Annotated in this window: 12 protein-coding genes and 1 pseudogene; 4 read left to right on the plus strand and 9 right to left on the minus strand. The window is 37.1% G+C overall.

Translation table 11 applies throughout. The features are described 5' to 3' along the window. Nucleotides 1-17: 17 nt before the first annotated feature. Nucleotides 18-1,508: pseudogene (gene malQ / locus C9914_RS12010) on the minus strand (4-alpha-glucanotransferase); the annotation flags it as partial. Between the two features lie 408 nt (nt 1,509-1,916). Beyond that, nucleotides 1,917-2,558 (minus strand): HAD hydrolase-like protein, encoded by a 642-nt coding sequence (locus C9914_RS04070; RefSeq protein WP_022263818.1) that lies wholly within the window; start codon nt 2,556-2,558, stop codon nt 1,917-1,919. Nucleotides 2,559-2,672: 114 nt separating this feature from the next. Between C9914_RS04070 and C9914_RS04075 the strand changes: the two genes are divergently transcribed. From C9914_RS04075 to C9914_RS04085, 3 genes are all read left to right on the plus strand, one after another. Then, nucleotides 2,673-3,470, plus strand: coding sequence for a heparan-alpha-glucosaminide N-acetyltransferase domain-containing protein (locus tag C9914_RS04075; protein ID WP_106763552.1), 798 nt, complete (start codon nt 2,673-2,675; stop codon nt 3,468-3,470). Nucleotides 3,471-3,655: 185 nt separating this feature from the next. Continuing rightward, nucleotides 3,656-4,330: a response regulator transcription factor gene (locus tag C9914_RS04080; protein ID WP_106763554.1), complete on the plus strand. Its 675-nt coding sequence runs from the start codon at nt 3,656-3,658 to the stop codon at nt 4,328-4,330. Between the two features lie 14 nt (nt 4,331-4,344). Continuing rightward, the gene (locus C9914_RS04085) at nt 4,345-5,586 is read left to right on the plus strand and encodes a sensor histidine kinase (protein ID WP_106763556.1); all 1,242 of its coding nucleotides are present in this window, start codon (nt 4,345-4,347) and stop codon (nt 5,584-5,586) included. A 100-nt stretch (nt 5,587-5,686) separates the two neighbouring features. On the opposite strand, the gene aguB is transcribed toward C9914_RS04085, so the two are convergent. From aguB to C9914_RS04110, 5 genes are all read right to left on the minus strand, one after another. Continuing rightward, nucleotides 5,687-6,568, minus strand: coding sequence for an N-carbamoylputrescine amidase (gene aguB / locus C9914_RS04090; protein WP_106763557.1), 882 nt, complete (start codon nt 6,566-6,568; stop codon nt 5,687-5,689). A gap of 14 nt (nt 6,569-6,582) precedes the next feature. After that, a complete protein-coding gene (spoIIID, locus tag C9914_RS04095; protein ID WP_022263823.1) occupies nt 6,583-6,834 on the minus strand; it encodes a sporulation transcriptional regulator SpoIIID in 252 nt (83 codons plus the stop codon). Nucleotides 6,835-6,901: 67 nt separating this feature from the next. Then, the gene (locus C9914_RS04100; RefSeq protein ID WP_106763559.1) at nt 6,902-7,402 is read right to left on the minus strand and encodes a hypothetical protein; all 501 of its coding nucleotides are present in this window, start codon (nt 7,400-7,402) and stop codon (nt 6,902-6,904) included. 25 nt (nt 7,403-7,427) lie between these two features. Continuing rightward, nucleotides 7,428-8,207 carry a hypothetical protein gene (locus C9914_RS04105; RefSeq protein ID WP_106763561.1) on the minus strand — a complete coding sequence of 260 codons (780 nt, stop codon included), beginning with the start codon at nt 8,205-8,207 and terminating at the stop codon, nt 7,428-7,430. Nucleotides 8,208-8,385: 178 nt separating this feature from the next. Beyond that, nucleotides 8,386-9,282 carry a M14 family metallopeptidase gene (locus C9914_RS04110; RefSeq protein WP_158707327.1) on the minus strand — a complete coding sequence of 299 codons (897 nt, stop codon included), beginning with the start codon at nt 9,280-9,282 and terminating at the stop codon, nt 8,386-8,388. 123 nt (nt 9,283-9,405) lie between these two features. Between C9914_RS04110 and gpr the strand changes: the two genes are divergently transcribed. Then, the gene (gpr, locus tag C9914_RS04115) at nt 9,406-10,287 is read left to right on the plus strand and encodes a GPR endopeptidase (RefSeq protein ID WP_106763564.1); all 882 of its coding nucleotides are present in this window, start codon (nt 9,406-9,408) and stop codon (nt 10,285-10,287) included. A 304-nt stretch (nt 10,288-10,591) separates the two neighbouring features. Here gpr and C9914_RS04120 read toward each other — a convergent pair whose 3' ends face one another. Both C9914_RS04120 and glgA read right to left on the minus strand, forming a co-directional pair. Beyond that, on the minus strand, nt 10,592-12,199 hold the full coding sequence (locus tag C9914_RS04120) for a peptide ABC transporter substrate-binding protein (RefSeq protein ID WP_106763565.1): 1,608 nt from the start codon (nt 12,197-12,199) through the stop codon (nt 10,592-10,594). A 210-nt stretch (nt 12,200-12,409) separates the two neighbouring features. After that, on the minus strand, nt 12,410-13,834 hold the full coding sequence (glgA, locus tag C9914_RS04125) for a glycogen synthase GlgA (protein WP_106763567.1): 1,425 nt from the start codon (nt 13,832-13,834) through the stop codon (nt 12,410-12,412). Nucleotides 13,835-13,862 lie beyond the last annotated feature (28 nt).

Raw genomic sequence — 13,862 nt, forward strand, 5'->3', positions numbered from 1 at the left:
TCCAGCCTTCTGTAGATTTTTGATAACTTATAAAGCTTTTTTGAAATCTCAGGTGTATTAGCACCTGCTTTCATTCTCCAAGCCCAGTTGCCACCGAGCGTTGAAGGGATATTTATACGAGCCTCAGAGCCAAGTCCGAGGATATCCTGCATTTGAACAATCGCATAATCGCTGACGCTCTGATATGCTGTGCGTATAAAGCCCCAGTTTATGCCTTCCTTTTTATTCAGGTTACAGTATTCATTAGCAAATTCTTGGTCTTCTTCACTTGCATGGTTATACCAACCACAGACTGTATCATTATCATGAGTGCCAATATAGCAAACTGTATTTGAACTAAAGTTATGTGGAAGATAGTCGCTATCCTCCTTAGAATCGAATGCAAATTCAAGAATCTTCATTCCTGGGTATCCAGTATCTTTAAGAAGCTTGATTACATCGGGTGTCATAAGACCGAGGTCCTCGGCAATAATCGGAATATCGCCCAGACGCTCTTTAAGCTTATTAAAGAAATTCATACCAGGTCCTTCGATCCAAGAACCGTTTATAGCATTTTCCGCAGGATACGGAATAGCGTAGAAAGAAGCAAAAGCTCTGAAATGGTCGATACGAGTTACATCGAACATCTTTGATGCACTTTCAATACGCTTAAACCACCAGTCATAGCCTGTTTCCTCAAGATAAATCCAATCATAAAGTGGATTGCCCCAAAGTTGACCTGTTTCTGAGAAATAATCCGGAGGACAACCCGCAACACATACAGGCTTACGGTCACTATCGAGCCAGAATACATCAGGGTTAGCCCATGTATCAGCACTATCCATTGCAACATAGATAGGCATATCTCCGAAGATGAGAACACCGTTGTCATTTGCGTATTTCTTAAAGTCTGCCCATTGGCTATAAAACTTATACTGAACAAACTTCCAAAAACCTACATCATATCCGAGAAGCTTATTATAATAATTTATAGTATCAGGGTTACGATGTCTTATAAGCTTATCAGGCCACTCTGTCCATGCCTTGTTTCCGAAATAGTTCTTTACAGACATATACAAAGCATAATTTCCGAGCCAGCTGTCATTTTTGTCACAGAACTTCCAAAAATCCCACTTTTCTTTGTCATCAAGAGCCATAAAGCGGTCATAAGCAATTTTCAGAACCTTAAAGCGATTATTATAGATTTTTGCATAATCTATCTTTTCCTCGTCTTCTCCCCAATCTAAAGCTGTAATCTCATCACGAATCAGCAAATTTTCCTCGCAAAGGAAGTCGAGGTCAATCAGATATGGGTTACCTGCATAGGTTGAGAACGACTGATATGGCGAATCGCCATAGCTTGTCGGTCCAACAGGAAGAATCTGCCAGTATTTTTGACCTGAATACTTCAAGAAATCAACGAAGTCATAGGCCGCCTTGCCGATAGTACCAATTCCGTATGGTGACGGAAGGGAAGTAATCGGCATAAGAATTCCGGCACTTCTTGCCATGAAATCATCTCCGTCCATATAAAATTTTCTCCGCCTGGGTTTATAAAGGTATAATGGCGAAATAATTACAAAATAAATTTTGGCTGTTCAAGCAGAATTAAATAATGTATAAACTTCCAAATAAAATCTACACACCAATTTAAATTATACTAACTTTATTTTACAAATATGTCAAAATAACAGCCCATAAATAGATATTAACACAATTTTATGATTTTTTCAATACATAATAGCGAAAAATCCTTAAAATAATGTGCAATTTTTGGCTAAAATACGATGTGCATTTTGCACAGAGCAAATTTTCAAAGCTCTTCTTGTGTTTTTACACCCTTATTTTTTATTATAACATATAATTTCGAATAATCATAGCACTAATTTTAATTTTCAGTCGGAAAAAAGATTTTTCGTCAATTTGTGCATATAAGCTCAAAGAAACTTCTCAATTTCGCCTGCTGTTTCGGCAAAATTCACAGCACCCTCGGCTTCCATTTCTTTACGAGTTCCATATCCATATAAAACCCCGACAAAGCCACAGCCACAAAGCCTTGCTCCCTCTGCATCAAACTTGGTATCGCCAATCAAGGCAGAATTTTCGGGAGTAGCACCAAGATTTTTAATTCCATAATTAAGCACATCAATTTTCTTCTGACGCTCTGCGTTTGCCGTAGCACCCGAAACAAAATCAAAATATTGCAAGAGTCCGATATTATCTATAATCTGCCTTGCAAAAAGCTCATACTTAGAGGTTGCAACTCCAAGCTTGTAACCCTTTTCACGAAGTCTTTCTAAAAGCTCTTTGATTCCGTCATAAGCTTTATTCATATACTTGCCCTTAGTATCATAATAGCTCTTATAAGTTTTAACACCAAACTTGACCTTTTCATCATCAAGACCAAGCCTATAAAAACTATCTGCAAGTGGCGGACCGATAAATGATTCAAGTCTGAAATTTTCCGGAACAACTATTTTTAAATCCTCTATTGTCCTTCTGACACACCAAAGTATGCCTTCTCCGGATTCGCTAAGAGTTCCGTCAAGGTCAAAAAATACAGCGTCATACTTTCTCATTACCCAACTCTCCTTCAAGTTGAAAAATCCCTTTTTCTTTGTTATAATTGTAGCATATATATTTGATTGCGAAAAGCCCCACTAAGATATTTCGGCATTATTGGAGGAAATAAAATGAATATTGAAAAATTTTTCAACAAAACCCAAAAACCGAAATCAAATCGAAGGCGAATTTATGCTCTTGATGAACTGCGAGGCTTTTCTGTATTTTGTATGGTATTTTATCACGCATTTTTTTCTATCGGTGAAATTTTCAAAGTTCCATTCTTTTTATCTTTACTAAAATTCTTTATGCCGGCAGAACCATTTTTTGCGGCAATTTTTATAATAATATCAGGAATATCTTCAAATCTTAGCCACTCAAATCTATCTCGTGGTGCAAAGCTTTTTATAGTGGCAATGGCAGTAACACTTGTAACATCAGTCGTAGAGCCAGAATATATAATCCAGTTTGGCGTCCTGCATATGCTTTCTGTTTCTATGCTAATATATGGATTGATGCAAAAGCCACTCTCAAAAATACCACGAATATTCGGAATGATTTTATTCGCAGTTCTGTTTGCAATAAGCTATTGTGTGCCGTATAGATACCTTGGCATACCAAATATTTTTGCAATAAAGCTTCCGAATGTACTTTATTCAACATCTTGGCTATTTCCGATAGGCTTTCCAAATGCAAGCTTTTCTTCATCAGACTATTTTCCGTTGATACCATGGCTTTTCGCATTTCTTTTCGGAACATATATAGGTAAGTACGCTGCAGAAGAAAGGTTTCCGAAATTCGCTTATAAAAGCCATATTCCATTTTTCTCATTCTTGGGCAGACACGCACTTCTGATATATGTTGCACATCAGCCAATAATATTTGGCATAACCTATGTCATAGCCTTTATGTTAGGTATGTTGCCTTAAAAACACCTTTCTGGCGAACGAAGTTCGCCTTGTCGGTAATTCATTGGTAAAATCTTCAATAGTGGCAATAAACTTTTCTTACAAAACCAACTATAAAACTTAAAAGCCACTACAACATTTTTAATTTAATTTTAGTTTTCTTCTATATATTTAAATTAAAGAATAAATTCAAAGGTTGTGAGATTATGAAGCTTCTACTTTGTGAAGATGAAAAAGAACTTTCCAATGCGTTAAAAGCAATTCTCCGACATAATAATTATACTGTTGATGCAGTTTATGATGGAGAAGACGCACTTGCTTATGCAGAAGCCGACCAATATGACGGCATTATTCTTGACCTTATGATGCCAAAAATGAATGGCTTAGAGGTACTCTTAACACTTAGAAGTCACGGAAACAACACTCCTGTACTTATCCTCACCGCAAAATCAGAAACCGAAGACAAAATAACAGGTCTTGACCTCGGCGCCGATGATTATCTCGCAAAGCCCTTTGATATGGGAGAGCTTCTTGCAAGAGTAAGAGCTGTAACCAGACGAAGTACAGGTAATGCCATTGATACAATCACATATGGCGACTTAACCTTAAATAAGCAAAGCTTTGAGCTTTCAACATCTAAAGAAACAATCCGTCTTGGTGGCAAGGAATATGGCATAATCGAGCTTCTCATCTCAAACCCTGCAAGCCTGATTTCCACAGAAAAAATTATGGAGCGAGTATGGGGTTATGATTCCGAAGCAGAAATAAATGTTGTATGGGTTTATATCTCATCACTAAGAAAAAAGCTCGCTCAAATAGGCTCGACTGTTGAGATTAAAGCATCACGAGGACTTGGCTATACTCTCGAAAAAGCTGATTAAACGAGGGTTGAAATATGATTAAACAACTTCAAAAAAAATTTGTACTTATAGCCATGTGTTCATTTCTTGCAGTTATAGTATGTATAGTAGGCGGAATAAATATAGCTGTCACTATTCACGAAAATGAGGCAACCGAAAATATTCTCAATATACTTTCTGATAATGATGGTAAATTTCCGAAAAATAATAACCATACTGAACCCAAAGATTTCAACAAAAGAAAGCCTTTCTTTGATTTCAGTATGATGACAGAAGAAACGCCCTTTGAAACACGCTTTTTTACTGTTATGGTTGATTCAGATAATAATATTATTCAGCTGGACACAGGACATATCGCCGCAGTTTCACCAGATGAGGCAGAAAGCATTGCACTTGAAATGCTGAATAGTGGTTCAAATTCAGGAAGCTATGGTTCATATAAATATCGCATAACTGAACAAAGCTATGGAAAGCTTATAGTATTTGTAGACCGCAGTAATCAGCTAAAAACATTATCAACATATCTCATATGGTCATGTTCTATTGGTGCAATAAGCCTTTTGATAGTATTTATTCTTGTTTCGTTGCTTTCACGCCGAGCAATAAAGCCTGTTATAGAAAATATGGAAAAGCAAAAACAATTCATAACTGATGCCGGTCACGAAATTAAAACTCCACTTGCTATAATTTCTGCTAATGCTGATGTTCTTGAGCTTGATACAGGCAAATCTGAATGGATAGACAGTATACGCAATCAGACTAAGCGTCTTAATAGCCTTGTTAAATCATTGCTTGAGCTTTCTAAGGTCGATGAGGGCAAATCCACTTTAAATATGTGTATGTTTTCAATTTCTGGTACGATAGAACACGCTGTTGAAGATTTTCAACCTATTGCCAAAAAGCTTGATAAAACTCTCGTTTCCGAGATAACTCCACAGCTTTCTATAAAGGGAGATTCTGAGAGCATAGCAAGATTGACAGGTATTCTAATAGATAATGCACTAAAATATTCAGATAAAAACGGCACAATAAAAGTAACCCTCACTCGAAATAGCAGAGGAACAATTCTTGCTGTCAGCAATACAGGTTGTACATTAAAGCAAAACGAGCTTTCAAGATTATTTGATAGATTTTATAGAGCTGATTCGTCAAGGTCGAGAGAAACTGGTGGTTATGGAATAGGCTTATCTCTTGCAAAAGCAATAGTTGAGGCTCACAAGGGAAAGATTTCCGCAAAAGTTGATGATGGTATAATCACCTTTAAAGCTATACTATAACAAAATAAAAAGCTACTCTTGCTAAGTGATATGTGTCTAAAATTCCAGATACATATCAAACTAAAAATAAGCAAGAGTAGCTTTTTTGTATTATAAACTTTTAGTCTTTAAGACCTGCAATAATTCCGTACTGTTCAGGTCGTCTATCTCTGAAAATTCCCCAGCTTAATCTTTCTTCCTCAATCTCGTGGAGGTCGAATTCTGTGGTTATAACAGCTTCGGATTCTCTATCCGCAGAGGCTCTTATCTCGCCCAATTCATCAGTGATAAATGATGAGCCATAGAACTTTAAGGAAGATTTCTGATGATTATTTTCATATGATGGCTCAACGCTTTCAATGCCAATTCTGTTTGCGGCGATTACAGGAATGATATTTGCAGCTGAATGTCCCTGCATACAACGCCTCCAGTGTGGCATACTGTCAACCTCGAGAATAGGCTCAGAACCAATCGCAGTTGGATAGAATAAAAGCTCTGCACCCTTTAATGCCATACATCTTGCTGCCTCAGGAAACCACTGGTCCCAACAAATTCCTACGCCGATTTTTCCGAAAGTAGTTTTAAATACTTTAAAGCCTGTATCTCCTGGAGAAAAATAGAATTTTTCCTGATAAAAATGGTCATCAGGAATGTGCGTCTTTCTATAAACGCCAAGAAAGCTTCCACAATCAAGAATAGCAACGCTGTTATATCTCAGATACCTTGCTCTCTCAAAAAAGCTTACAGGTATAACAAGATTAAGTTCACGAGAAAGCTCTGTCATTCTTATAACAGCAGGGTCTTTTTTTGCCTCAAAAGCAAGAGAATAATAATCGTAATTTCTTTCTTGGCAAAAATATGGCGTTTCAAAAAGTTCAGGAAGAAGCACAATATTAGCCCCTTCTGCCGCAGCCTCTCTTACTAGCTTTTCTGCCTTTGAAATGTTTTCTTCACGAGAACTGCTCATAGACATCTGAACAGCAGCAACTTTAACTTTCCTCATAATTAAAATTCCTTTCAGCAATCTCCCTTATATTTTCTTCTTGTAGCCATACCACCACGGATATGACGCTGTGCCTTATTTATCTCTAAAACACTCTTCACCTCACGATAAAGCTGTGGATTAACCTTTTTCAGCCTTTCGCTGACATCTTTATGAACAGTGCTTTTACTTATTCCAAACTTTTTGGCTGTCTTTCTTACAGTAGCCTTGCTCTGGATAATATATTCTCCAAGCTCAACCGCTCTCTGTTCTACAAAGCCTTTCACATAATTACCCTCCTATGGTTTAGTGGTAATTTATATGAAATTTTCTGTAAATATATGCAAGCTTAGTTTATCTGATTCTTGCCCTAAGAGTAGCTACTGAAGATATTACATCATCATATGCCTCGTTATAGATTTCAGAATTTTCCTCATTAACCTTCTGATAATCAGAATCATCTCTGTTATCATATGCTGATTGAACCAAAGCTTTTGTTATAGCAACAGTTTCAAGAACCTTATCGCAAGGTTCTTCAACATTTTCCTTATCAAATTCAATGAAATTTTTGCTTGCATCAATATTCTTAGTCTTTGCGGCAATTTCTTCTATTTCAATAAGCTTATTTATATATTTTTCTGTGGAAGCTTTATCTTTATAACTCCAAGAATTACTTATTTCTTTAAGCTCTCTGTTTTTCATAAGAAAAGTATCAGTACATTTGCTCAGCTGCTCATAATATTCATTATTCTGCTTACTTGCCTCAGCAGATGAACAAGCCGACAAGACAAACATCATTCCTGCCAAAAATAATAAGCTAAATGACCTCTTAAAAAGTCTGACAGCTCGTGTCATTCAATGGCACTCCCTTTCGATAAAATCATTCGCTATAAGCCAGTTCAAAGCTACCATCAACTCTATAAAGCTTTTCATAAAGATTCATAGCATAATCTCTGCAATAATCCTTAATTTTCTCAGCAGCATTGACTATATAAATAGAACCGCTATCCCACTTTGATTTTTCTTCTTTTACAATTTCCTTTCTTTTTGTCTGAAAACCATTTATCCAAGCATCATAATCGCTTTGAATTGCTTTCTTTTCCTCATCAGAAAGAGATGATGCCTGAAGCTTATTATTTGCATTTTCAGCTTCAGCAAGCCAGAGCTTTTCATATTTCGCTAAAGTTTCGGACATAGCCTCTGTTGTATCTGCTCTCTTCATATCGTTTGATAATAAAATATCAAGCTTATTATCCTTAAATACCTCATCGAAATCCTTGTTACCAGTAGATTTTGAGCTTTCAGAAGGCTTTTGAGCTTCACTTGCATTACTAGCATTTTGTTCACTGTTGACACTGCTTTCAGCCTTAGAGCTTTCCTTATCAGACGAATCTTTTGAATCTGAATTTTCGGTTGTTTCAGAACCTTCTTCTGAGTTCTCATTTTTTTCAGAATCTTCGCTTGATTCATCATTTTTAGATTCGTCATCGCTTGAGGTTTTCTTTTCTGAACTTTCATCGGAAGAACTCTGTGCAGATGAATTACTTATACTACTATCGTTACTGTTATTATTTTCATTATCAGCACCGCAAGCACTAAAAGCTGCCACACAGATAATAAGCGAACTAAGAACAGCGATAAATCTATAACTTTTTTTCATAATTATCCTTTCCTTTCAAAGTCAAAGCCCATACAATCGTAACCCTATACTATCACAATTTCCTCCATTTTTCAAGTATGGTAAGCTTAGCTTTATATAATTCATTCAAGCCTTTCAAAAGTCATTTTATTGGGCAAACACAGCTCGCAGCTACTAAAATCATTCTAATTCCTATATATCACATCACAATAGAAATCAAGAGCATTTGTTTTAATCTTTCATAAATGCCCTCAAGGTCAGAAATAGGAAGCGGATTTTTTCCATTTCCTATTTCTATTGTAAAAGCGGGAGAATTAAAAGTTTCCACAAACCAATCCTTAAATCCTCCACCAACAGCAAGACCATCAGGTTCACTCATCGTATATCCACTCAATTCAGCCAGTAATTCTCCTTGAAGCCTTGCATTTTCGGGCATATATTTCCCAAAGCTCCAGTAAATTTCCTCTCCTTGGCTATGAAACGCAAACGCACGAATAAAATCATTATTTCTGCAAAGCCTTGCCATAGCTCTGCTTTCAGGTTCACTTTCGGGAAATTTTCCACCAAATCTTGTAGGTGCTGGAGCGTTAATTCCGTTCTTTATTTCAAGTGCTTTCAAAGCTTTCCAACCCGCATTGAAATTATGGTTTATGTCAACTCCTGTGGCATTAGCCTGCCATCGCTTTTCACTGCCTATTGCCTTAATGCTATCACAATATTCGCCAGCACTCTCCGCACCATTGATAGAAATTTCAACCCCATCAGGATTTACACAAGGCACAACACAAAGTGTACGATTGTGAAAAGCATTTTCTGTTCTAATGCCACAGAAAAAATTTTTCTTGCTTATGCTTTCCAAAAGTTCATCAAGAAACCTCAGAATAACAAGTGTAGTCAGCCATTCCATACCGTGAAAGGCACACGCAAATAAAACTTTTTTTCCTGTGCCAAAGCTAAGCATAGGAATTTCTCGTCCACAATGACTTACACCTATACACTCTTTTTTTAGAAAGGGATATTTAGAAAAAAGCTCACCTATAAGATAATTCCTATTATGTTCATCATTAGGTGCATAGAGATATTTCTGATTAAGCACAATATCACCCCGCAGTTATTTCCATATATCTTATGCTAAATTTCCTCGAAATATGAAAAATGTAATATTTGCTTTCTTTTGGGCAAGCTATTAACAATAAACTTGTTATCAGGAGGAACTTTTATGCAGCTGCGAACAGACCTTGCACTTGAAGCAAGAGAATTTGTTGATGAAAAAGAAGAAGGTGTAGTTGTCAAAGAGGAAGAACAAGACGGCATTAAAATTTCTGAAATTAAAATCCTCAACCAAAAAGCCGCCAAAAAGATGAATAAACCAATCGGAACATATATAACCGCCGAACTTGCACCGCTCACAGATAATCTTCGTGATGGCGATTCCAAAGCCGAATATATTGGCAAGCTTATTGAACCCTTGCTCCCAAAAGAAGGGACTATTCTTATCGCTGGAATAGGCAATGAAACCATAACTCCCGATGCCCTCGGCCCAAAAAGTGCGGATAATATTCTTGCCACTCGACATATAACAGGAGAATTAAAGCATTCCTTAGGGCTTTCCGGACTTCGTTCAGTTGCTGTTCTTGCACCAGGTGTTCTCGGTCAGACAGGAATAGAAACAGGCGAACTCATCAAGAGCGTTGTTGAGAGCATAAAGCCTTCAGCGGTTATAGCGATTGATGCTCTTGCCTCAAGAAGTCTTTCAAGGCTTGGCTGTACTATACAGATTTCAGACGCAGGAATTTCTCCAGGCTCAGGCGTTGGCAATCATCGCCTTAGCCTTAATAAAGAAACAATGGGAATCCCTGTCATAGGCATAGGCGTTCCAACGGTAGTTGACGCACAAACTCTTGCATTAGAGCTTATCCCAGAAGCTAAGCTTTCATATCAGCAAAAAGGTCTTGTATCCCCTCGTGGTGAACAAATGATAGTAACACCACGAGAAATAGACCTTTTAATAGAAAGAGCCTCTCGTCTTGTTGGAATGTCCTTAAATTGTGCCTTGCATAAAGGATTAAGCGTAGAAGATTTCTGTCTGCTCCTTGCCTAATAAACACAATTTTTGTAAAAACAAAGGGGCGAACTGTATTCGCCCCAATAATTATTATCTCATAACAACTTTTAAAAACTATAAAAATACAAAGTTTTAATTAACATTTAGCTTTCAGGGAACCCCCTGCGAGGGTTCCCTACGAAAAACATTCCACTGGAATATTTTTCTACCCTCCTGCGCTTTAGGAAGTATAAAGTATTTCGCTCTCTGCGGAGAGCGACCAAAGGCTCTGCCTTTGGAAACTGCGAGCCTTTAAAAAGGCTCGAGCGAAACTTTTAAGTGTCTTAGAAAAATATGCTAACTAATCGTTAGCTACTCCAACAGCCGAAGCATATCGAAAATCTGCTTCTGCACCAAATTGATGAAACATTATCCCCACTATTCCCTCTGCACTTGCATAATATCTTGTTTCAGTACAAATCGGATAAAATATCGCATTATCACAAAGATACTTTTCAGCTTTAATAATTGTATCCAAGCTTTCATAATCTGAAGAATCTTCTATTTTTTCGATATAAGAATCATATTCCTTTGAGCTTAAATTTGATACATTACCGCTCTCATTTGTACGAAATTTTTTAAGTGTATCAAAGGGAGAATCACCGTCGCTTTGAATAGGCAAAAACGCCGCTGTATAATTTCCGACAGAAACAGCATATTCAAGCTCAGATTGAGGAACAGGATTTTTATTAAAATAATATCCTGTACTTTCGTTCCAATCCTCAAGTATTTCATTTATAAGCGGTTGAAGTTTTTCATCATCAGGGCAAAGAATCTCAATATCAGTAAGCCTTGTCAATTCAAGCTCTTGCATACCGTCATAAACAAACTGTCTTGCATTTTTGTCCTGTTTAAGATACATCTCGCCAGCTTTTGTGCGGTAATTCTGCGAACCTACTTCCACAGATTTCGGCACAATTCCTCTTGTGATGTTATAATGTTCAGGCACAGCTTTTTCAATATTTTCTCTGTTAAGAGCCTTTAGCAAGCCTTTTCTTATATTACTATTCTGCATAGTTTCGTTTTGCATATTAAAGCAAATGCCCCATGTTGTGTCATCATATTCCTTAATTGTCATTCCAGAATTTTTTGCGCTTTCCAAATCACTGCCCGAAATTGCATAGCAATCTACCTTTCCATCAGCAATAGCCTGATAACCATTTCTTATACTTCCTATTGAAATATTAATTCCCGCAGGAATAGCCTCTTCATCTCCAACATAATTTTTATTATTTGCAAGGCTTATGCTATTGTTATGTGACCAACCATAGTTTTTAATATAGAAAGCACCATTTGACAAAATAAACTCATCATCTCTGCCATACTGTCCTTTTGTTGACAAAAAGAATTTTTCATTGCAAGGCATAGTTGGCGGAGAAGTCAAAACTTTAGGAAAAGCCTCATCCGAATATTCCAAATCGAAGATTATCTTATTTTCATCAACACTTATTCCAAGCTCTGATTTCTTAGCCTTGCCCTTATGAAAATTTTCTGCATTTTTTATGCAGTAAAGGTTCTCAACTGTTTCAGAACCAGTTTCAGGCGATAATGCTCTTACAATTCCATATCTAAAATCCTCTGCTGTAAGTTCAGTGCCGTCATTCCATTTTAAATCATCACACAGAGTGAATATAAAATGTGTGTAATCTTTGTTTGCTTCATAGCTTTTTGCTGCTCCAAGAATGACCCTATCCTTTTCATCAAGCCTCATAAGCCCTTCAAAAATATTAAGAATTACAAGCCTTGACGAGCTATCATTGGCAATCTGTGGGTCAAGTGTGATAGGTTCACTTTCGATATTATATTTTATAATCAGTTCTGATTTTCCTCCATCATCAGAACAGCCACACATAAAAAGCATAAGGCTAAGCACCAAAAAGCCAGCTAAAAATATTTTAATAAAACGCATAGAAATTCTCCTTGCCAAAATCTAAATAATATTAATATAATTAAGAATAATATGGTTTATGCTCTAAATCAACTTACAAATCTGTTACACAAGATTATATATGAAAATTTCTGCTATTATATCTAAAAATAAACAAAAGACAAGTGATATTCTAAGCCATCACTTGTCTTTATTATTAGCTGTTCAATTTTATTTCAATTATTAACAAAATCATTCGTTAATAACAGTCTTATAAAGATTGATATAATCGCCAGCACTTCTATTCCAGCTTAAATCCCATGTCATAGCACGCTTAACAAGAACATTCCAGCCATCACGCTGCCAATATCCTGCAATAGCTCTTCTTACTGCACCAAGCATATCCATCGCATCGTAATTCTTGAAAGTAAAGCCATTGCCATCACCATTTGCACTATCTTGAATAGAGTCACGAAGACCGCCAACCTCACGAACAATCGGAATAGTACCATAGCGGAGAGCAATCATCTGAGAAAGTCCACAAGGCTCTGCTTTAGAAGGCATCAAGAACATATCTGCACCTGCATAAATCTTTCTTGAAAGCTCAGGGATAAAGCCATGACAAGCACAAAGTCTGCCTGGGTATCTATCCTGCATTGACTGGAAGAAGCTTTCGTATTCCCAATCGCCTGAACCAAGTATTACAAACTGGATATATTCCTCACGCATCATTTGGTCGAGAGCAGCCTTAACAAGGTCAAGACCCTTATGAGATACAAGTCTTGTAACCATAGCAATAATCGGAACATCAGGATTTTGCTCAAGTGCAAGACGCTCTTGAAGCTTACGCTTATTTTCAGCCTTACCACTGAGGTCATCAACGCTAAAGTTATTATAAATCTGAATATCTGTTTCAGGATTATAAGAATCGGTATCAATACCGTTCAGTATGCCGCAAAGCTTCCACGAACGGGCGTTAAGAATTGGGTCAAGACCATGTGAGAACCATGGGTCACGAATTTCCCAAGCATAACTTGGGCTAACTGTTGTTACTCTGTTAGCTGTTTCGATAGCACCCTTCATAAAGTTAATGCAGCCGTCCCAATCGAGGACTGAACGCTGATGTTGTGGAATACCAACAACCTCTTCATAAAGCTCTGTGCCATACTTACCTTGATACTGGATATTATGAATAGTAAAGATAGTCTTAATACCCTGATACCATTGATTTTGCCCATAAAAAAGTGAATAGTATGTAGGCACGAGAGCTGTCTGCCAGTCATTACAATGAATAATATCAGGCTTAAAGTCGATAAATGGGAGCATTTCAAGAACCGCTCTTGAGAAGAAAGCAAAACGCTCTGCATCATCATAGTGGCCATAAAGACCTGAACGCTTAAAGTAATACTGATTATCGAGGAAATAATAAATTACTCCGCCCCAACGAGCCTCAAAAACACCACAATACTGTCTTCTCCATGCAACAGGCACAGAAAGACTTGTGATAAAACGCATTTCGTCTTTTAGATTTTGTGGTATTTCATCATAAAGTGGCATAACAATTCTTGTGCCTATAAGTCTTCTGCGAAGAGCCTGTGGCAACGAACCAGAAACATCTGCCAGACCGCCTGATGCTGCAAACGGCTGTGCTTCACTTGTTACAAATAAAACCTTCAAGGTTTATACCTCCTTAAAACTACAATAC

The sequence above is a fragment of the Pseudoruminococcus massiliensis genome, from assembly GCF_900291955.1.
GTDB classification, from domain to species: domain Bacteria; phylum Bacillota; class Clostridia; order Oscillospirales; family Acutalibacteraceae; genus Pseudoruminococcus; species Pseudoruminococcus massiliensis.

What these genes read in the sequence shown, in the direction of transcription:
- C9914_RS04070 (WP_022263818.1), bottom strand. Translation starts at nt 2,558, where the DNA reads ATGAGAAAGTATGACGCTGTATTTTTTGACCTTGACGGAACTCTTAGC.
- C9914_RS04075 (WP_106763552.1), top strand. Translation starts at nt 2,673, where the DNA reads ATGAATATTGAAAAATTTTTCAACAAAACCCAAAAACCGAAATCAAAT.
- C9914_RS04080 (WP_106763554.1), top strand. Translation starts at nt 3,656, where the DNA reads ATGAAGCTTCTACTTTGTGAAGATGAAAAAGAACTTTCCAATGCGTTA.
- C9914_RS04085 (WP_106763556.1), top strand. Translation starts at nt 4,345, where the DNA reads ATGATTAAACAACTTCAAAAAAAATTTGTACTTATAGCCATGTGTTCA.
- aguB (WP_106763557.1), bottom strand. Translation starts at nt 6,568, where the DNA reads ATGAGGAAAGTTAAAGTTGCTGCTGTTCAGATGTCTATGAGCAGTTCT.
- C9914_RS04100 (WP_106763559.1), bottom strand. Translation starts at nt 7,402, where the DNA reads ATGACACGAGCTGTCAGACTTTTTAAGAGGTCATTTAGCTTATTATTT.
- C9914_RS04105 (WP_106763561.1), bottom strand. Translation starts at nt 8,207, where the DNA reads ATGAAAAAAAGTTATAGATTTATCGCTGTTCTTAGTTCGCTTATTATC.
- gpr (WP_106763564.1), top strand. Translation starts at nt 9,406, where the DNA reads ATGCAGCTGCGAACAGACCTTGCACTTGAAGCAAGAGAATTTGTTGAT.
- C9914_RS04120 (WP_106763565.1), bottom strand. Translation starts at nt 12,199, where the DNA reads ATGCGTTTTATTAAAATATTTTTAGCTGGCTTTTTGGTGCTTAGCCTT.